This window comes from Polaromonas sp. P4_F6, assembly GCF_056401275.1.
This window is the reverse complement of sequence record NZ_JBFUJQ010000005.1, coordinates 286,209-305,264: the sequence shown is the minus strand read 5'-3', so window position 1 is coordinate 305,264 and position 19,056 is coordinate 286,209. Positions and strand designations below refer to the sequence as shown.

Genomic DNA, 19,056 nt, shown 5'->3' with positions numbered 1-19,056 from the left:
GGCCTACCGCTCGTGAACGGGCTCGCCGGAAGTGTGCGGCGCCTGGTAAAGCGGCTGGCCCCGCCCCGGGCGGCCATTGCCCACAATGCGGCCGGAGGGATGCATGGGGCGCAGGTACTGGTGCAGCACCAGGGCGGCGGCCCCTACCGCTGAAGCGAGCAGGCCGTAGCGCGCGACACGCACCGTGGGAGCGCTGACGCCGGCGTCGGTGGCGTAGTTTTGCAGCGTTTCCTGGGCAACCTTGACCATGTCGGGAAAGCGCAGGCATGAGGAGCCGCCCACCACCAGCACGCTGGGGTCAAAGGTGGTCCACAGGTTCTGCAGCAGCACGCCCAGGTAGCCCCCCGACCGGCGGGCATCCGCCAGCTGGCCCAGGGCGCCTGAACCGATGAAGGCCTCCGCGCAGCCGCGCCGCCCGCAGGAGCAGGCGGGCCCATCGAGCTCCAGGACGCTGTGGCCGATCTCGCCGGCCATGCCCCGCATGCCGGTGAACAGCCTGTCGTTGAGCACGATGCCCGCGCCCACGCCCACGTCGCAGCTCACAAAAATCAGTGAATCCTTGCCGTCATTTTCGGAAAACTCGTACTCGCTCAGCGCGGCGGTGTCGGCTTCGTTTTGCACATGCACCGGCACCGGCGGCAGGCCGGCCTGCGTCAGCGCCTGGGTGATCTGCGGCAGGAAGTCCACGTTGCGCCAGCCCAGGTTGGGAGCAAAACGCAGCACGCCGGTGGTTTCGTCAAACGCGCCGGGCAGGCCTATGCCCACACCCGAGAGTTGCGCGCCGCGCGAGACCAGCTGCGCCTGGGCCATGACCACGAGGCCGGCGACCTGGCAGCAGACGTCTTCGGGCCGGGTGCTGCGCAAAGGCTCTTGCGTCGACCACAGCACCTTCCCCAGCAGGGACACGCTGGCCACACGCACGGTGTCGACCGCCACTTCCACGCCGATCAGGCCGCGCGACTGGCCGTCGATCTGCAGGGGCGTGGAGGGCCGTCCCACACCATTGGCGGCGGCCATGCTGATCTCACTGAGCCAGCCTTCATCAATCAGTTCGCGCACCAGCAGGCTGACGGTCGACTTGGTCAAGCCGCTGTGGTTGGCCAGTTGCGCGCGCGAGCGGCTAGGCTGGTTGCGCAGCAGGCGCATCAACACGCTGCGATTGATACGCTTGACGAGTTGCTGGTCGCCTGTGGTTTTCATGGACGATGGCATGGTATCAGGCGCTACGGTGCGGGGCCTGTTCGCGCCCTGGCGGCGGCTTGCCGGCGATGATCATGCCGAGGATCTGGTCCTCGTCCAGGTCGGCCGTGCGGTAGGTGCCGACCAGGCGGCCGTTCTTCATCACCGAGACGCGGTCGCTGAGCGAAAACACATCGTGCATGTCGTGCGTGATCAGGAAAATGCCCACACCTTCGGCCTTGAGCTGGAGCACCAGGTTGGCCACCATGGCGGACTCTTCCGGGCCCAGGGCGGCGCAGGGCTCGTCCATGATCAGGATGCGGGCATTGAAATAGATGGCGCGCGAGATGGCCACCACCTGGCGCTGCCCGCCCGACAAGCGCCGCACCGGGGTGTGGATGTTGGTGAAGTTTTTATTCAGGCGGCCAAACACCTTGCGCGCCTGTGCCTCCATGAAGTAGTCGTCCAGCGTGTTCCAGGCCGTCATTTTTTCGCGGCCCAGGAAGAGGTTGGCCACGGCGTCCAGGTTGTCGGCCAGGGCCAGCGTCTGGTAGATGGTTTCTATGCCCTCCCGCTGCGCATCAGCCGGGGTCCGCAGGTTCACTTTCTGTCCCATCACGTGGATTTCGCCCGAATCGATGGGGAAGGCACCGGCCAGCATTTTCATCAGGGTCGATTTCCCCGCGCCGTTGTGGCCCAGCACGGCGACCACTTCGCCCGCATACAGGTTCAGGTTCACGCCGTCGACGGCGTGAACGCCGCCAAAGGCCTTGCGGATGTCCTTGAACTGGACCAGGGGTTCATTGGTGGGTTGCATGGTTGGCGTGGTTTGCATGTCAGCTTTCCTGCGCCCACTTGCGGTAGAGCACGTCGAACACCACCGCCACAATCAGCACCTGCCCGATGATGACCATGCGTTTCCCGATGGAAACATCCAGCAGCAGCATGCCGCTGTCCAGCGACTGCATGATGAGCGCGCCCAGCACCGAGCCGATGATGGTGCCGCTGCCGCCGGCCAGCGCGGTGCCGCCTATCACGGCGGCGGCAATCACGAACAGCTCCATGCCGGTGCCCAGCGAGTTGGTGCCGGCGTTCAGGCGGGCCACCGAGACGATGGCCGCGATGGTGATGAGCACGCCGAGCAGCGCGAACAGCATGAGCGTGACCCGCTTGACCGGTATGCCGACCAGCACCGCGGCGTCGGGGTTGCCGCCCATGGCGTAGACGTAGCGGCCAAAACGGGTGCGCCGGGCGATGAAGGACATCAGCACCGCCACGGCGGCCCAGATGAGCACCGGTATCGGGATACCTTGGGGTGCGTCCTTGTTGGTGACTTGGTAGCTGTTCATGGCCGCGGCAAACGCGGCCAGCAGGGCCACGGGCGCGGCCACCAGCAGAACGTCCACCCACACGGGCTGCTGGGGCATCCCGTGGCGTGCCGAGGCACGGCGGCCCAGGACCCTGCGGACCACCAGCACCAGGCTGACGCAGGCGGTGAGGACCCAGGTGGCGGTCACCCCGATGCCGCCGTCATAGCCGCCGCCCAGCTGCAAAAAAAACTCGTCGCTGACCGGCTGGGTCTTGCCGTCGGCCACCAGGAAGGCCGCGCCGCGCAAGGACATCAAACCGCCCAGCGTGACCACAAAAGACGGCACGCCCAGCATGGCCGTCAGCCACCCCTGGTACACCGACACCACGAGCGCCGCGGCCAGCCCGGCGAGCGACGCCGCCGGCCAGGACCATCCCAGGGTGTATTGAAGGTAGGCGATGAGCACGCCGACAAAACCGATCACCGAGCCGACCGACAGGTCGATGTGCCGCGCCACGATGATCAGCACCATGACGGTGGACACGATGCCCACCACCGCGGTCTGCTGGGCGATGTTGTAAAGGTTTTCAGGCGACAGGAAAATGCCGCCCGACAGGGCCTGGAACACGCCCGCCAGGGCGGCGAGCACGCAGCCCATGAAGACCAGCCGCCAGTCGACGGCGGTGTCGCGCGGGATTCGAAAGGGCAGTTGCATGGTTTTTGGGGTGCGGCGCTCCCGGGCAACCTACAGGCCGGTTGCCTTGCCCGCTTGCGCGGAACGGGGAGCGGGTGCCTGGAAGGCCTGTATTACTTGCAGCCGGCGACGTTGCCGGTGACGCCCTTGCAGAGCTCGTCTTTTTTGATCCAGCCGGCCTTGAGCACCACGTCGAGGTTGTCGCGGGTGATGGGCACGGGTTTCAGGAACTGGGCCTGCAGGGCGATCTTTTTCTCGCCGCCGTTCCAGGAGCTTGCGCCCTCGACCGGTTTGCCGGCACCGAGATTGACCGCCGCGCTGGCCGCCTGCTTGCCGAGGTCGCGGGCATCCTTCCAGACCGACACGGTCTGGGTGCCCATGGCCACGCGGTTCAGGGCGGCAAAGTCACCGTCCTGGCCCGATACCGGCACACCTTTGAGCCCCTTGGCGCTCAGCGCCGCCACCACGCCGCCGGCGGTGCCGTCATTGGAGGCGACCACCGCATCGACCTTGCCGCCGGTCTTGGTCAGGATCTGCTCCATGTTTTTCTGCGCGACTTCGGGCTTCCAGCCCTCGGTGTATTCCTCGCCCACGATCTTGATGTCGCCTTTCTTGACGGCGGCATCAATGACTTCCTGCTGGCCTTCGCGCAGGAAATTGGCGTTCGGGTCGGTGGGGGAGCCCTTGATCATCACGTAGTTGCCCTTGGGCTTGGCCTTGAACACGGCACGGGCCTGCATGCGGCCGACTTCCTTGTTGTCGAAGGTGATGTAGAACACGCCGGGCGCCTCGATCAGGCGGTCGTAGGCGATGACGGGCACTTTCTGTTTGGTGGCCTTGTTCACGGCGGGCAGGATGGCGTCCTTGTCCATGGCCAGCACGATCAGGACCTTGGCGCCCTTGGCCATCAGCCCGTCAATGTCCGCCAGCTGTTTTTCGGGGGAGCCCGCGGCATCCGCGCTGATGTACTTGGCGCCCAGCTTTTCAAGCTGCGTCTTGATGGCGGCCTCATCGGTTTTCCAGCGTTCCTCCTGGAAGTTGGACCAACTGACGCCTACCGTCACCTGCGCAAATGCGCCGGCGGCGGCCAGGCTGAGTGCGATGGCAGTCAGGGAAGCTTTGAATTTCATTGAGTGTCTCCGATAGTTTTTGCCCGGTCAGGCATGTGTTTTTGAGCTCAGATAAATCCCGGTGGCCGTTCCACTGCCTGCGCAGCACTTTGGAATTAGTTTGAACGACGTACTAATTATGTGAAGCAGAAAAATTCCCCGTCTAGGGACAAACCCCTGGCATGCGCAGGCTGCGCGGGATTTTGGAAAGCTTTTGTAGTAGGACCGGGTCCTGAACCGGCAAGCACCGGCCGGCCGGACCGGGTTTCTGCCGGAAAGCCTGCGCTTTAAGGGACGGCGACCGGCTCCGCCACGCCGAGCTTGATGGCCCAGCTGGAGAGCGCGGGCAGTATGGACGGGTAGAGCGCCACGCCGTCCTGCTTTTGCTTTGCTGCGAGCGCGATGCCTTTTTCGCCGGGCGTGCGCACGGCCGTGCCCGCATGCGCGGGGCGTGAGGCGCGGCAGGCCTCGGCGACGTGGCCGGTCTGGCGTTCGAAGGCCTGCAGGCCGGCGAAAGCGCGCGGGTCCAGGATCTGCAGGAACACCGTGGCACCCCAGCCTTCCTTGGGGTCGGCGCGGCCGTGGCCGGCCAGGCCGCCGGTCAGGGCCTCGACCAGCAGCGTGAGGCCGTAGCCTTTGTGGCCGGAGTCCATGCCGCCCAGCGGCAGTATGGTGCCCTTGGGTTCCTCGAACAGCACCGAGGGGTTGTCGCTGGCCGCGCCATGGCCGTCCATGACCCAGGCGGCGGGCAGGCGTTTGCCTTCCTTGTGCAGCCGGTTGGTCATGCCGTTGGTGGTGGCCGAGGTGGAGACGTCCATCAGCACCGGCACGCCGCCCGTGGGAATGCCCGCCGAGACCGGATTCGGCGTGAACACCGCGTCCAGCCCGCCGAAGGGCGCGACGCTGGCGGTGTTGGGGTCGGAGCAGGTGAGCAGCATCAAGAGGCCCTGATCGGTGGCGCGCTTGAGGTAGGCGGCCAGGCAGGCGATGTGGTGGCTGCGGCGTATCACCACGGTGCAGCTGCCCTGGCTGGCGGCGCGTTCGGCGGCCAGCGCCATGGCTTGGAGCACCAGCCAGGGACCGGGCAGGCGGCGGCCGTCCCAGGTCAGGGCGGCGGGGTGGTCGGCCAGCACGGTGGGCGCGCCCCGCTTTTCCATGGAGCCTGATTCGAGATCGCCCAGGTAGCCGGGCAGCAGGGCCAGGCCGTGGGTGTTGTGGCCCATGAGGTCGCCTTCGACGAGGATGTCGGCCACGGCCGTGGCCTTGGCCGGCTCCAGCCCGGCGGCGGTCAGCAGGGCTTGCGCGTAGTGGATCAGGTCGTCGTAGCGGTAGTGCATGGTGTTCCCGGTGGGCGGTCGCTGGCCGGGCAAGGTCGCCGCGGGCTTTCCGGCATTCTAGGGAAGAACGGTGTAACGATGCACAGGCCGATGCGCTGATACCGGCGCGCCAATGCAGTTCGCCCTGAGGCTGCCGAAAAGCTCGGCAAACTCAGGGCGAACGGTGGGGGCGTCATCCAGGCCATGCAATGCACGGCCAGGGCTGTGCGCTTAACCGAGCTTGATGCTGCTCGGGTCGGCGGTCAGGTAACCGACGGCGGCGCCGTAGCGGTCCTTGTAGTTCGCGCGCACCAGCGGGTCCAGCGTGGCCTGCACCTTGCCGTGCAGCGCCGGAATCCAGTCGCCGGCGTGCTGGAAGTTGCTCATGATGTAGGTCCAGCCATTGAGGTCGTCCACCACATGCAGGCCGGTGGCCTCAGCGCCCGAGGGCATGGACATCAGGCGCGAGAGCTGCTTGGTGTCGACGTTGTAGGCCCAGATGAAGTTGTTGACGTGGGTGCTGCTGTCTTCACCGATGAAGAGGGTGCGCATTTTTTCCGAGAACTTCAGGTTGTCGGGGTTGGACACCATGTTGGGATTGGCCTTGTTGCCCAGCGCGTCGCCGGCAATGTCTTCGCCGACCAGCAGGGCCTTGGTGTGCACCGGCATCCATTCGCTGTTGATGGCGTTGCCGGCCGAGTCCTTCTGGCCGCCGTCCAGCTTGTGCATCATCACGCCGCCGGCGATCAGCGCCTTGTCGAGCGCGATACCGCTGGCCGCGTTCCAGCCCTTGCCGGTCTTGACCATGGAGTCCTGCATGTTCTGCAGCGCCGAGTAGGCGATCTTGTCCTTGATGTTGACGGTGGTGCCTTCCATCTTGGAAAAGCCCATGCTGCCGCCCATGAGGTAGGCATAGCGGTGGGTTTCCAGGAAGGCGGCGGCTTTTTCCATGCCGGGCTTGACCTTGATCCAGTTGGCGTTGCCGTTGTAGAAGACCTTGGTGAAGCTGGCGTCGGACGGGTCGGTTTTGTGCACCGTCATGATGTCGGACGGCTTGAGCGTGTCGGCCATTTTTTCGATTTCCGCGCTGGTGGCGTGGCCCAGCTTGATCCAGGAAATCTTCGCGCCTTCAGCGGCCGGGTCGACCGAGAAGCCGCTGCCCAGCTTGCCGACGTAGAGCGTGCCGGACGAGAGGTCTTTCTCGCGGTCGGCCACAAAGACGAAGAGGCCGCTGTTGGTGGCGTCGTCGCCCATCAGCACGGTGCGCATGTCGGGCATGACCTGGACCAGCTCGTGCGAGATGCGGCCCAGGTTGTAGTGCTTCTTCACCGTGCCGGTGCCGTCGGGGTGCACGGTGACTTCGGGCAGGTGGCCGTAGTGGTAGGGGTTGGCCTTGGTTTCGTCGCCGTAGACGTTCTTGCTGAACTTCTTGAACTGCGAGCTTTCGGCGGCGAAAGGCGCGTCGGGCTCGTACTCTTCGCTGGAGAGATGGGTGTTCCAGGGCGAGAGGCTGGCGCCGCAGGTGATCCACAGGCCGTGCGCTTTGGACATGTCGACGTTGTGGTACTTCACGAGGCTGAGCTTGCCGGTGGCTTGGTCCTGGTCCAGCGTGAGCACGGCGATGGGCGAGGGAAGGTTGCCGTAGGCGTCGGCACCGGCCAGGTCGCGCGTGGTGTATTCAAACTGCACGACGGCGAACACCGCCTTGCCCTTGACGCCAGGCACGTTGGCGTTCGGCAGGCCCAGCAGCGAGGTCCCGTCGGGCGAGTCGGAGAACATCTGGCGTTCCTTGCCGGGCACCGAGCGGTCGATGATGGGCTGGTTGTTGATGTCCACATAGCCGCCAGCCAAAATCGTGCCGCCCTTGCCGTCCGGCACCCTGTCGCCGGTCACGAAGAAGGGCTGGTAGGCCAGCCGGTAGCTTTGGGTGCTGTTGTCCTTGAGCCGGACCTGCAGGCTGGAGCCCACGGTGGTGGTGGCCATGGCGGCCGTGTCGGCCAGCGAAGGCGCGGCCATGGAGCTGAAGCTGGAAGACAGGTAATTGCCCGCTCCAGCCGGGCCGCTGCCGGTGGCGCAGCCCGACAGCAGGGTGCTGGAGGCCAGTGCCCCCAGCGGCAGCATGGGCGCGGTCGCCAGGAACTTCAGGGCGGTGCGGCGTGAGGGAAGGGAAGGGGTGGCCAGGTCGGACATTGTTGTGTGTTCCAGTTTCAGGTGGGGAATGATGCGAAGCGGCGGTGTGCCCGCGCCGAAGCGCAGGGCAGGGCCGCTGCGCTGCCGGAATCTTAGGAAGCTTGTGTGACAGTTTCTTGAAACGGGCTGCCACAGAAGATGGCGGGCAGCGGGGACGGCGGGGGATTAACCACGCACCGGGTACTTGAATATCCCGGGGTGAGCCGCAAGCTGGCTGGCGACGGGCCAAAATCGGCCTGCCCAGAACAGCAACTCCCAAGGCCTTCCCATGACCACCCAACTCAAGATCGATTTTGTGTCCGACGTTTCCTGCCCCTGGTGCGTCATAGGCCTGAAGTCCCTGGACCAGGCGCTGGAGCGCGTGCGCGGCGACATCCAGGCCGAGCTGCATTTCCAGCCCTTTGAGCTCAATCCCAAAATGGCGCCTGAGGGCCAGGAGATCACCGAGCACATCACCGAGAAATACGGCATCACACCCGCCCAGGCCCAGGCCAACCGCGAGAACATACGCGCACGCGGTGCCCAGGTCGGCTTCAAGTTCAGCATGGCCGACGAGCCCGGCGGCGGGCGCAGCCGCATCTACAACACCTTCGACGCGCACCGCCTGCTGCACTGGGCCGAGCTTGAAGGCGCGGACAAGCAGAAGGCGCTCAAGGAACTGCTGTTCAAGCGCTATTTCACCGACGGCCAGAGCCCGGCCTCACACGAGGTACTGGCCAAGGCCGCTGCCGAAGCGGGTCTGGATGAAACCCGCGCGCGCGAGGTGCTGGCTTCCGATGAATACGCGCGCGAGGTGCGCGAACGCGAACAGTTCTACCTGACGCAAGGCATCCATTCGGTGCCGGCCGTCATCATCAACGACCGCCACCTGATTTCCGGCGGCCAGCCTGTGGAAGTGTTCGAGCAGGCCTTGAGGCAGATCGCCGCGGCCGGCTAGGGGCGCGGCACAGCCGCGTGGCCGCCTACCTGGCTAGCGAGCGCCGCATTCCCTTTAACGAGGACGGGATCTTCCGCCGCTACCCGGAACTCGATGCCTGAGTCCCTGCCGTTTTGTGCGCGGCGCTCTCCTACATGCCTGTCTGTGCTTGCCTGACCGCCGGGTCTTGCAGCGCACGCGACCATGGTTGCCAGTGTCCGGCCACACAGCAAGCACAAGCACAGTGGCCCGGATCTCTTTCAAACCTGCGTTCGACACAAAGGAGACACACCATGGCCAAAGAGCATGATCCCAACCTTGATCCCATCAGCAAAGAGCCCGGCGCGCACCCGGTGGGCACCGGCATAGGCGCGGCCATGGGCGGCATCGCCGGGGGCGCGGCCGCTGGCGCGGTGGCCGGCCCTGCGGGAGCCATTGTCGGCGGCGTGGCCGGTGCGATCGCCGGCGGCATGGGCGGCAAGGAAGCCGCCGAGGCCCTGGACCCGACGGCCGAAGAGGCTTTCTGGCGCGACAGGCACACGCTGGAGCCCTATTACGAAAGCGGCCGTCCTTTCGACGACTACGCGCCCGCCTACCGGCTGGGCGTGGAAGGCCGGCGCGATTACCCGGGCTCGTTCGAGGAAACCGAAATGCGCCTGGCGGACCGCTGGGATACCTACCGGGGACGCTCGACCCTGGATTGGGCTAAAGCGCGGCACGCCAGCCGCGCGGCCTGGAACCGCGCGCACGAGCGGCTCGGTGCCTTTGAAACTGCAGCCACCGCCGGCGTGGCGGACGACGAAGAAATCATCGACACGCTCAACGACCTGCTGGAATCCTGCCGCGACGGCGAATACGGTTTCCGCGAATGCGCCGAGCATTCGCGCGCAGAAGACATCAAGGTCTTGCTGCACCGCCATTCCGGTGAATGCCGCGCCGCGGCCCTGGAGCTGCAGACCCTGATACGCCAGCTGGGCGGCAAGCCTGACGAGGGCGGCTCCGTCAGCGGCGCGCTGCACCGCGGCTGGGTTTCCGTGCGCGCGACGCTGAGCGCCTACAGCGACCAGGCCATGCTCAATGAGTGCGAGCGCGGTGAGGACGCCGCCGTGGCGCGCTACCGCAAGGCCCTGAAACAAAACCTGCCGCTGGCCATCAAGAGCGTGGTGGAGCGCCAGGCCCAGGGCGCGCAGCGCAACCATGACCAGGTCAAGGCCTTGCGCGATGCGCTGAAGGCCTCGAAGTAAGGCCACGGTTCCAGAAAAGATATTTAGCGTTTCTTGCCGACACTCGAGGTTCGGCAAACCGGGGGCGGCGCAGGCTGCCCCTTTTTTTTCGCCTGGATTGCGGCTAGTTCTTGAGGCGGCTGGCGCAGTCCACTTGCGCATCGAGCTGCATGCCGCCGCGCGAGTAGTCGACATCGGTGACCTTGCAGCCCGAGTGCTGCTCTATGGCCTGCAGCAGGGCGGCGCGCCCGGCGGGTGTTGTGGAGATGGGGCCGGCAGTGGGCGAGCTGGCTATCCAGGTGCCGGCGGTCAGCGCGCTCACCAGGTATGTCCGCCCTTCGACGGTGACGCGCTGCGCGGCGGGGTCTGCCCGCATGCCGGCGCAGGCCACCAGGCCTGCACCGCACAGCAGGGCCCAGCTTGCGATGGGTGCAGCATGCCGGAAAGCCTTCATACGGACGCGCGCGTGCCGCGCAGCACTACCGGCGGTGCCGCCGGCAAGGCCTGTGCTGATGTATTCGCGGCTTTGGGTTCAGGCACTTTGGGAGGGGCTTTGGGCGACTTGGCGTCGGGGCAAGCCGACAAAAGCAGCAAGCCGGCCAGTGTGAAGGGCAAGAGGGGCTTCATGGTGTCTCCAGGCGCATGCTGTTGCGCTGCCTGAAATGATAGGCCGCGGGCCCGCGCAAGGCCAGTGCCGCAAGGCAAGTCGCGGCGGCCACCTACAGGCGGCGGCGCGGATGCGCGCCTGCCACGCCCATGCGTTGCAGTGCTTCGCTGAGGCTGCGCGCGGGCTGCGCTGCCGTGCACTGCTGCTGGGTGGGTGACGGCCTGGCTTTGGGTGTGGCGGCATGCTGCCTGGCCCGTTCCGCCGCCAGCCGGCGGCCTTCGGTCTGAAGGTAAAGCGTCAGGTCCATTTCATCGGGCTGGTTCATGGCTGCCTCGCAAGTCCCGTCCTGGGGACGCAAAAAAGCGGAGGCGCATGGCCTCCGCTGGCTGTCTTCCTGGCTGCATGGCGCGCACGGCGCCATCAGTTGTTGCTGCGGCCCGATTGCCGGCTGCCCGAATCTTCGGGCTGCATGTTTTCATCGCGCTCCGACTGCTTTTGCGGATTGTCCCGGGCGCTGCCGTGCTGGTCCGGCTGCCCAGGCTGGCGCTGGTTGCCCTGGCCCTGGTTCAGCTGCGCATCACTGGCCTGGTTGACGTTCTGCCGGTCCTGCTGGCCGGGCTGCTTGCGCTGGCCTTGCTGCTGCTGTTTGTCCTGGGCTTGGGGGCTGTTTCTTTTCTGATCATTCTGCTTGGAAGGCATACAGGTTCTCCTTGAAAGATGGCTGTGTTGAATGCGAAATGACGGCATGAAACCGCCACGAAGCCAATGTAAAACCGCATCCGCATTCGCCATGTCGGGCCGCGGGCCCTGCGTGTGTAGGAGGCGGATGACAGCCGGCTGGACCTTCATTTGGCCCGCGCTGCCGGCTTGAAACCGAGCTGCTTCATCGCGGCCGACAGTCCGTTGCGCGAGGCCTCGTAGGCGTCCCAGGGCTGGTTGCCGACGGCCAGGCGGGCGCCCAGCGTCTGCGCCGTCCAGTGCGCGCCACCGGTCAGCGATTCCAGTTCGTCCCAGGCCACCGGCACCGACACGCCCAGGCCGGGCCGCGCGCGCAGCGACCAGGCCGACACGGTGGTCGCGCCGAAGCCATTGCGCAGGTAGTCCGGGAAAACCTTGCCGACCCGGTTTTTGGGGCCGCTCTTGGCGGCAAAGCGCTGGGGGATCACGGCGGCCAGGTGCAACACCAGCGCATGCGAGAAGTCCTTGACCGTGTCGAAGTCGTATTGCCGCTTGAGCGGCACCACCACGTGCAGGCCCTTGCCGCCGCTGGTCTTGAGGAAGCTGGAGAGCTTGAGTTCGTCGAGGATGGCGCGCACCAGCTGCGCGGCCTCCTGCACCTGCGGCCAGGCCACGCCTTCGCCCGGGTCCAGGTCCAAGGTCATGCGGTCCGGCTTGTGGATGGCGCGCGTGGTGGCGTTCCAGGTATGGAATTCGAGCACATTGAGCTGCGTGGCGGCCAGCAGGGCTGCGGCGGAGGGGACCTCCAGCAGCGGCCCGTGGCCGGGATCGAGCGCCGGATCCAGCAGCTTGATGCCGGGGATGGCGGTGGCCTCGGCATGCTTCTGGAAGAACAGCTCGCCGCCTATGCCCGAAGGCGCGCGCACCAGTGCGGTCGGCCGTGCCTTGAGGTGGGGCAGCATCAGCGCCGCGACCTGCGCGTAGTGCTCGACCACGTTTTGTTTGGTAAAGCCGGTGCTGCTGTCGACCACGCGGTCGGCGTGGGTGATGCGCAGGGACTTCAGCGCGGCCGGAGTGTTTTTTCTCGCAGGATTCACGGCGGCGCCTTTCTGGCCGCTTTTCAGGGCGGCGGGTTTTTCACGCACGATGCGGCTGGCGGGCTTGTCGCTGCGCAGGCCCTGGAACACCGGGTGGCGGATGTGGCCGCCGTGCGTCCATTCGCCAAAAGCGATTTCGGCCAGCAGCTGCGGCTTGACGAAGTGGCCCTTGACGCCGGCCGGCAGCTTCGCGAAGGGGCTGCGCTCCGTGTGGATTTTCTCCAGCCGCGCCTTGAGGTCCTTGAGCACCTTGTCGTTAAAGCCGGTGCCGACGTTGCCGGCGTACTTCAGTGCGCCGTCTTCGTCATGCACGCCCAGCATCAGCGCGCCCAGGCCGGTGCGCGAGCCCTTGGGGGCGGTGTAGCCGCCTATCACGAACTCCTGGCGCAGCTGGGTCTTGAGCTTGATCCAGTCCGGCGAGCGGCGCGAGACGTAGGCCGAATCCACGCGCTTGCCGATCACGCCTTCCAGGCCGACGCGCCGCGCCGATTCAAGCAGGTCTTGCGGCGTTTCCTCGAACGTGTCGCTAAAGCGTATGGTCTCTTGCGGATGGCGGGTGGCCAGCGCGCACAGCAGTTCGCGGCGCTGCGACAGCGGCAGCCGGCGCAGGTCCAGCCCATCGAAGTAGGGCAGGTCGAACACGTAATACACAATGCGCGCCGTGCTCGCATGGTAAAAGGCGTTTTGCAGCGCGCCGAAGTCGGGCAGGCCGCGCTCGTTCATCACCACAATCTCGCCGTCCACCCAGCCCGAGGGAATCTGCATCGCGGCCACGGCCTCGGCCAGCCTGGGCAGTTTGTGTGTCCAGTCATTGCCGTTGCGTGTCATGAGGCGAACCGAGTCCCCGTCTATGCGGGCCAGCAGGCGGTAGCCGTCGTACTTGATTTCATAGGCCCAGCCTTGCGGGTCGGTGGGCGGGGCCGCCACCAGCGTGGCCAGTTGCGGGGTCAGAATTTCGGGCAGCTTCGCCTTGACAGCGCCTTCCGGAATATCGCCGGCGGTGCGCGCGGCGGCTTTCTTCGCCGCGGCCTTGGCCGGCGCCTTGCCGGGTTTTTCCGCGGCATCGCGCGGCAGGGGGCGGCCCGAGAGCACGCTGTTGGGCAGCGCCTGGAGCACGTCGTACTCTTTTTCCGGGCGGGCGTGCTCATCCTGTTCCTTGATCAGCAGCCAGGGCTCGTGGCTTTCGTCGCCGCGGCCGTGCATGCGCACCAGGGTCCAGCCGCCCTTGAGCTTTTCACCATGAAGTTCGAACTTGAGCTTGCCGGCCTTGAGGCTTTTTGTGGGGTCGCCGTGCGGCGTCCAGAGGCCCCGGTCCCAGACGATCACGTCGCCTGCGCCGTATTGCCTGGCCGGAATGCTGCCCTCAAACCCCGCGTAGGAAATCGGGTGGTCCTCGACACGCACACCCATGCGCTTGACGGCCGGGTCCAGGCTGGGGCCCTTGGGCACGGCCCAGCTTTTGAGCGCGCCCTGCAACTCCAGGCGAAAGTCGTAATGCAGGTTGCGTGCGTCGTGTTTCTGGATCACAAAGCGCAGGGACTTGTCCGAGCGCGTGCCGCCCTGGGCGGGCTCCGGCGTGCGCGAGAAGTCGCGCTTGGCGCGGTAGCTTTTGAGGGAATCGCGGTCGTCCATGGCCTGGGCTGCGCGTGGGGCCGCCTAGGCAGCGCGCCGCCTTGCGGGGGCGTGTGCCCGGGTTTTGGCCGCGGGTTTTTTGCGTGCGGGCGCTCTGGCGGCGGCCTTGGCCTTGGGCGCATCGCCGCCGCCCTTGCGCAGGCTGCGCTGCAGCAACTCGGTCAGGTCAATGATCTTGGCGCCGGAACGGGCTTCGGGCTCCCCGGATTCTTCCGGCTGCACCACGCTCTCCAGCTTGCCTTCCTGGGCCTTGCGCTTGACCAGCGCCATGATGTCGTCCTTGAAGGAATCGGTGAACTGCTTCGGGTCCCATTTGCCGGTCATGTCGTCCACCAGCTGCTTGGCCATGGCCAGCTCCTTGTCGGACAGGCCCGCGGCCTTGGCGCCCACGGGCGGCAGGTTCAGCTCTTCCAGCGAGCGGATGTCGGCGCCCCAGCGCAGCAGGTTCAGCACCAGCGCCGGGCCCGACGGCACCAGCACGGCCAAGTGCTGCTTGGTCTGGATGATGACGCGGGCAATGCCCACGCGCTGTGTTTTCAGCAGGGTGTCGCGCAGCAGGGCATAGACTTTTTGTCCCTTGTTGATGGGCGCGACGTAGTAGGGCCGCTCCAGGTAGACAAAGGGAATCTCGGTGTTGGGCACAAAACTTTCGATCTCTATGGTCTGGGTGGTCTTGGGGTAGGCCGCGGCGATTTCTTCCTCGGACAGCACCACGTACTGGCCGTCCTCGTACTCCACGCCCTTGACGATGTTCTCCTTGCTGATCTCCTTGCCGGTGCGCTTGTTGATGCGCTTGTAGCCCACCGGGTCCATGCTGCGCTTGTCCAGCCAGTCGAAGTCGATGCCGCTTTCGGAGGTGGCCGAATGCAGCGCAACGGGAATGTGGACCAGGCCGAAGGCGATGGCGCCTTTCCAGAGAATGCGAGATGCCATGGTGTGTTTGTCTTTCTTGCGAGTGCGCTATCACGGCAGTTTCTGGTTCACACGCAGGCAGGCGTGTCGGCGTGCGCTGGGTGGTGGGCGTCGTCCGGAACCGACTGTTCGCATGGGGTTTGTCCTACGGGTGCGGGCGCGGTGCGACACGCACAATCGGCTGCAACTTTTCAAGGAGCCGACCCATGCTTTCACGCCGTACCGCCACCCGACTGTCCCTGGCCGCCCTGGCGGTGGTCGCAGCCACCATCACCGGCTGCGGTGTGATGAACAAGCAATCCAGCCTGGTCGCTTTCACCACGCAGCTTCGCGGCGCCAATGAAGTGCCCGCCAATGCCAGCCCCGGCAGCGGCTCGGTCGATGCGGTGTTCGACCCCAGCACCAACCTGCTTCGCTGGAAGGTCAACTACACCCGTCTCACCGGGCCCGCAACGGCAGGTCACTTTCACGGCCCCGCCGCCATTGGCACCAACGCCGGCGTGGCTCTGGGATGGGCCAGCCCCCTGAAGAGTCCCATGGATGGCAGCGCAACGCTGACAGCCGCCCAGGCCGCCGACCTGATGGCAGGCCGGTGGTACGCCAATATCCATACGGCGGCCTATCCCGCCGGCGAAGTGCGCGGCCAGATGACGATGGTGCGCAACTAAGACTCTGTTCGGGCTCCCGGGCCCGTTGTAAAGGCCTCCGGCAAATGGTTGCGGGCGCAACCGGATTGATTTATAGTTGCGGACGCAACAATAAACAAACCGGGACAAGCACATCGTGACCAAGCCTCTTTCTTCGGATTCCCCTGGGTGGCCGCGCCGTGTGCCGGTGCTGATTGCCGGCGGCGGCCCGGTGGGCATGACGCTGGCGGCGCTGCTGGCGCGCCACGGCGTCGCCAGCCTGGTGGTGGAGGCCGACGACAGCTATTGCGCCGGCAGCCGCGCCATCTGCATGTCGCGCCGCTCGCAGGAAATCTTCGGCTGGATAGGCGCCGACAAGCCCTTGGTGGACAAGGGCCTGTCCTGGGTGGGCGGGCGCAGCTACTTTCGCGACCAGGAAGTGCTGCACTTCCAGATGCCCAGCGAACCCACGCAGCGCTACGCGCCCATGGTCAACATCCAGCAGTTCTACGCCGAGGAGTTCGCCCACAAGGCGGCGCTGGCGCAGGGCGGCCTGGTGGACGTGCGCTGGTCCAGCAAGGTGAAAGCCGTGCGACCCGAGGCCTCCGGCGCGCAGGTGGACATCGAAGCGCCGGACGGCGCGCGCACGGTGCAGGCCGACTGGGTGGTGGCTTGCGACGGCGGCCGCAGCACGGTGCGCGAGCAACTGGGGCTGCAGCTCGAAGGCACGCAATACGAAGGCAAATATGTGATCGTCGACGTGGTGCAGAAAACCCGCCGCGCGGTCGAGCGCCTGGCCTGGTTCGACCCGCCGTCCAACCCCGGCTCCACCATCCTGATGCACCGCCAGCCCGACGACGTCTGGCGCATCGACTACCAGATCCGCGACGACGAGGACCCGCTGGAGGCGGTGAAGCCTGAAAACGTGCTGCCGCGCGTGCAAAGCCACCTGTCCATGATCGGTGAGGACCAACCCTGGGAGCCGCTGTGGATTTCGATTTACAACGCCAAGTGCCTGACCTTGCCCAGCTACCGCCGCGGCCGTGTGCTGTTTGCCGGTGACGCGGGCCACCTGGTGCCCATCTTCGGCGTGCGCGGGCTCAACTCCGGCCTGGACGATGCCGGCAACCTGGCCTGGAAACTTGCGTTGGTGCAGCAAGGCCATGCGGCCGATTCGCTGCTGGACAGCTATTCGAGCGAGCGCGTGCAGGCCACGCGGGAGAACATCGTCTACGGCGCCAAGAGCACCGAGTTCATGGCGCCGCCCAACCACGGCTTCCAGCTGCTGCGCGAAGCGGCGCTGCGCCTGGCCACCGAGGACGCGGCCGTGGCCTCGCTGCTGAACCCGCGCCAGTCGATGCCGGTGGAGTATGTGGGCTCGCCGCTGAATCTGGCCGCGCAGGAAAGCGCTTTTTCCAGCGGGGCGTGTGCCGGTATGCCCGCACCGGAAGCCAAGCTGCGGGGCGCCGGGGGTGCGGTACATCTCACGTCCTGCTTTGGCTCTGGCTTCGTGCTGCTGTATTTCAGCGCGAAGGGCGAGTTGCCGGGCGATATCGCCGCCCTCGCGACCGACGGCCAGGACGGCCCGGCTTCCGTCAAGCTGATATGCATCACCGGCCAGGGCGAACCTGGTGCCAACACCTTGCTTGACGACCTCAACCAGGCCCGTGAACGCTACGGCGCAGGCAGCGGCTCGGCCTTCCTGGTGCGGCCCGACGGCTACCTCATGGGCCGCTGGAAATCCGCTTTGGCGGCCGACATTGCTGCTGCTCTGAAGCCCTTCCAGCAACAGCTTGCCGCCGGCGCGGCCCACGCGTCATGACGATTCCGGAGACAGCCATGAACCCCTCACAGACCCAAATCGCCGAGCTGGACCAGGCCTACACCGCGCTCGCGGAAGCGACCGCCCGCGTGGGCGAGGCGAGGGCGCCGCTGTTCCTGGCAACGCTGGCGCTTGCCTTGTTGAGCCGCCAGGCCGACGTCGCCGACGCCCTGTTGCTGATCGCCCAGGCCGAGCGCCTGGCCGCCACCTGATTTTCGACCCCCGCCTTTTTCCATAACGTATTAATTCCCTGGAGACACAATGCCCCGCCTTCCCGCATCCCTTCACCGTTGGCTCGCCGTCCTGGCATTCGCCGCCACGGCCGCTTCCGCGCAGACGTATCCCACGCGCCCCGTCGAATGGGTCGTGCCTTACCCCGCGGGCGGCGGCTCCGACGTGGTGGCGCGCGCGCTGACCGAGGCCATGGGCCAGGCCCTGGGCCAGCCGCTCATCATCAACAACAAGCCGGGCGCCGCCACCAACATAGGCGCCGAGTACGTGGCCCATGCCAAGCCTGACGGCTACACCGTGCTGACCGGCGACACTGCCACGCTGGCGGCCAACCCGGCGCTGTACACCAAGCTTAGCTACAGCGCTGAAAAAGACCTGGCGCCCATAGGCCTGCTGGCGCGCTTCCCGATGATCCTCGTCGTCAACCCGGCCGTGCCGGCCAAAAACCTGGCCGAGTTCACGGCCTGGGCAAAAACCCAGAAGGGCGGCGTGAGCTACGCCACGCCAGGTGCCGGCAGCCCGCACCATCTGGCCACTGAGCTGTTCCGCGGCAAGACCGGCATCAACATGGTCCATGTGCCTTACCGCGGCGCCGCGCCTGCCGTGCAGGACGTGGCGGGCGGCCAGGTGCCCTTCATGTTTGTCGATACCGCCAGCGGCATGGCTTTTATCAACGCCGGACGGCTGCGCGCCATCGGCATCGCCAGCCCGCAACGCGTGAAGAATTTCGAATCCATTCCCACGCTGGACGAGCAGGGCCTCAAGGGCTTTGAGGCCTATGCCTGGCAAGGCCTGGCCGCGCCGGCCGGCACGCCCGATGCCGTGGTCGCCAAACTCAACAAGGCCCTGGTGGACGCGCTGAATTCCACGCCCGTCAAGGCACGCTTCCAGGTATTGGGCCTGGAGCCCACGCCCAGCACGCCGGCGCAGATGGCCAGCTATTCCAAGGCCGAGCGCGAAAAATGGGCGCAGGTGATACACGCCAGCGGCATCAAACTGGACTGAGTGCGCTGAGAATGGAGTTTTAAGCCAAGAAGGTGGAACGCCGATGATCAAGCTCGACAGAACCCTGACCTACCGCCTGCATTTGCTGCACAAGCTGACCGACCTGGAAAGCCAGCGTGCCTATGTGGCCGGGGCCGGGCTGTCGATGAGCGACGGGCGCTGCCTCACGGCGGTCGGCACCTTCGCGCCGCTGTCGGTCAACGACCTCGCACAAAAGGCCAACCTCAACAAAGGCCAGGCCAGCCGGGCCGCGCAGTCGCTGGTGGAGCAGGGCCTGGTCGTCAAGACCGCCAGCCCGACCGACGGCCGCGGTGTGGTGCTGACCATGACACCCAAAGGCAAGGCCGCCTGGCAGCGCGCCATGAACGTGGTGGGCCGGCGCAACCAGGATATTTTTGGCGTGCTGAGCGCGGCTGAGCGCGAGCAGCTCAGCGATTTTTTCGACCGCCTGATCGCCAAGGCCAGGGCCGACGGCGGCGCGGTTGAAGATGCCGATGAATGAGATGGGAA

At 66.2% G+C, this 19,056-nt stretch carries 19 protein-coding genes and 1 pseudogene; 8 read left to right on the top strand and 12 right to left on the bottom strand.

Annotated features, from left to right (window positions below; genetic code table 11):
- Nucleotides 1–3: 3 nt before the first annotated feature.
- The 6 genes from AC1DUN_RS14985 to AC1DUN_RS14960 all read right to left on the bottom strand — a co-directional run bounded on the left by AC1DUN_RS14985 (nt 4) and on the right by AC1DUN_RS14960 (nt 7,797).
- Nucleotides 4–1,200 (bottom strand): ROK family protein, encoded by a 1,197-nt coding sequence (locus AC1DUN_RS14985; RefSeq protein ID WP_477714636.1) that lies wholly within the window; start codon nt 1,198–1,200, stop codon nt 4–6.
- A gap of 16 nt (nt 1,201–1,216) precedes the next feature.
- Nucleotides 1,217–2,014 (bottom strand): ATP-binding cassette domain-containing protein, encoded by a 798-nt coding sequence (locus AC1DUN_RS14980; protein ID WP_477714635.1) that lies wholly within the window; start codon nt 2,012–2,014, stop codon nt 1,217–1,219.
- 1 nt (nt 2,015) lies between these two features.
- Complete coding sequence (locus AC1DUN_RS14975) at nt 2,016–3,203, bottom strand: sugar ABC transporter permease (protein ID WP_477714634.1); 1,188 nt, start codon at nt 3,201–3,203, stop codon at nt 2,016–2,018.
- A gap of 92 nt (nt 3,204–3,295) precedes the next feature.
- The gene (gene xylF, locus AC1DUN_RS14970) at nt 3,296–4,312 is read right to left on the bottom strand and encodes a D-xylose ABC transporter substrate-binding protein (RefSeq protein ID WP_477714633.1); all 1,017 of its coding nucleotides are present in this window, start codon (nt 4,310–4,312) and stop codon (nt 3,296–3,298) included.
- Between the two features lie 266 nt (nt 4,313–4,578).
- Complete coding sequence (locus AC1DUN_RS14965) at nt 4,579–5,628, bottom strand: Ldh family oxidoreductase (RefSeq protein WP_477714632.1); 1,050 nt, start codon at nt 5,626–5,628, stop codon at nt 4,579–4,581.
- A gap of 210 nt (nt 5,629–5,838) precedes the next feature.
- Nucleotides 5,839–7,797, bottom strand: coding sequence for a PhoX family protein (locus tag AC1DUN_RS14960; RefSeq protein WP_477714631.1), 1,959 nt, complete (start codon nt 7,795–7,797; stop codon nt 5,839–5,841).
- Between the two features lie 268 nt (nt 7,798–8,065).
- Between AC1DUN_RS14960 and AC1DUN_RS14955 the strand changes: the two genes are divergently transcribed.
- From AC1DUN_RS14955 to AC1DUN_RS14945, 3 genes and pseudogenes are all read left to right on the top strand, one after another.
- Nucleotides 8,066–8,734 (top strand): DsbA family oxidoreductase, encoded by a 669-nt coding sequence (locus AC1DUN_RS14955; protein ID WP_477714630.1) that lies wholly within the window; start codon nt 8,066–8,068, stop codon nt 8,732–8,734.
- Nucleotides 8,735–8,736: 2 nt separating this feature from the next.
- Nucleotides 8,737–8,835 (top strand): annotated as a pseudogene (locus AC1DUN_RS14950) (glutathione S-transferase); the annotation flags it as partial.
- Between the two features lie 171 nt (nt 8,836–9,006).
- Nucleotides 9,007–9,957, top strand: coding sequence for a ferritin-like domain-containing protein (locus AC1DUN_RS14945; protein ID WP_477714629.1), 951 nt, complete (start codon nt 9,007–9,009; stop codon nt 9,955–9,957).
- Nucleotides 9,958–10,060: 103 nt separating this feature from the next.
- Here the strand turns inward: AC1DUN_RS14945 and AC1DUN_RS14940 are convergent, their stop codons facing one another.
- From AC1DUN_RS14940 to ku, 6 genes are all read right to left on the bottom strand, one after another.
- Complete coding sequence (locus AC1DUN_RS14940; protein WP_477714628.1) at nt 10,061–10,390, bottom strand: hypothetical protein; 330 nt, start codon at nt 10,388–10,390, stop codon at nt 10,061–10,063.
- Nucleotides 10,387–10,563 (bottom strand): hypothetical protein, encoded by a 177-nt coding sequence (locus AC1DUN_RS14935; RefSeq protein ID WP_477714627.1) that lies wholly within the window; start codon nt 10,561–10,563, stop codon nt 10,387–10,389. Before AC1DUN_RS14935 ends, AC1DUN_RS14940 begins: the two co-directional genes overlap by 4 nt.
- 92 nt (nt 10,564–10,655) lie before the next feature.
- Nucleotides 10,656–10,868 (bottom strand): hypothetical protein, encoded by a 213-nt coding sequence (locus tag AC1DUN_RS14930; RefSeq protein WP_477714626.1) that lies wholly within the window; start codon nt 10,866–10,868, stop codon nt 10,656–10,658.
- A 95-nt stretch (nt 10,869–10,963) separates the two neighbouring features.
- Nucleotides 10,964–11,242: a hypothetical protein gene (locus AC1DUN_RS14925; protein ID WP_477714625.1), complete on the bottom strand. Its 279-nt coding sequence runs from the start codon at nt 11,240–11,242 to the stop codon at nt 10,964–10,966.
- A 146-nt stretch (nt 11,243–11,388) separates the two neighbouring features.
- Nucleotides 11,389–13,950 carry a DNA ligase D gene (gene ligD, locus AC1DUN_RS14920; protein WP_477714624.1) on the bottom strand — a complete coding sequence of 854 codons (2,562 nt, stop codon included), beginning with the start codon at nt 13,948–13,950 and terminating at the stop codon, nt 11,389–11,391.
- A 24-nt stretch (nt 13,951–13,974) separates the two neighbouring features.
- Complete coding sequence (gene ku / locus AC1DUN_RS14915) at nt 13,975–14,883, bottom strand: non-homologous end joining protein Ku (RefSeq protein WP_477714623.1); 909 nt, start codon at nt 14,881–14,883, stop codon at nt 13,975–13,977.
- Between the two features lie 185 nt (nt 14,884–15,068).
- On the opposite strand from ku, the gene AC1DUN_RS14910 reads away from it, so the two are divergent.
- The 5 genes from AC1DUN_RS14910 to AC1DUN_RS14890 all read left to right on the top strand — a co-directional run bounded on the left by AC1DUN_RS14910 (nt 15,069) and on the right by AC1DUN_RS14890 (nt 19,048).
- A complete protein-coding gene (locus tag AC1DUN_RS14910) occupies nt 15,069–15,530 on the top strand; it encodes a CHRD domain-containing protein (RefSeq protein ID WP_477714622.1) in 462 nt (153 codons plus the stop codon).
- 115 nt (nt 15,531–15,645) lie between these two features.
- Nucleotides 15,646–17,310, top strand: coding sequence for an FAD-dependent oxidoreductase (locus AC1DUN_RS14905; RefSeq protein WP_477714621.1), 1,665 nt, complete (start codon nt 15,646–15,648; stop codon nt 17,308–17,310).
- Between the two features lie 17 nt (nt 17,311–17,327).
- Entirely contained in the window at nt 17,328–17,522 is a 195-nt protein-coding gene (locus tag AC1DUN_RS14900) for a hypothetical protein (RefSeq protein ID WP_477714620.1), read from the top strand.
- Between the two features lie 49 nt (nt 17,523–17,571).
- On the top strand, nt 17,572–18,546 hold the full coding sequence (locus AC1DUN_RS14895; RefSeq protein ID WP_477714619.1) for a Bug family tripartite tricarboxylate transporter substrate binding protein: 975 nt from the start codon (nt 17,572–17,574) through the stop codon (nt 18,544–18,546).
- A 43-nt stretch (nt 18,547–18,589) separates the two neighbouring features.
- Nucleotides 18,590–19,048, top strand: a complete 459-nt coding sequence (locus AC1DUN_RS14890) for a MarR family winged helix-turn-helix transcriptional regulator (RefSeq protein ID WP_477714618.1) — start codon at nt 18,590–18,592, stop codon at nt 19,046–19,048.
- Nucleotides 19,049–19,056: the final 8 nt, after the last annotated feature.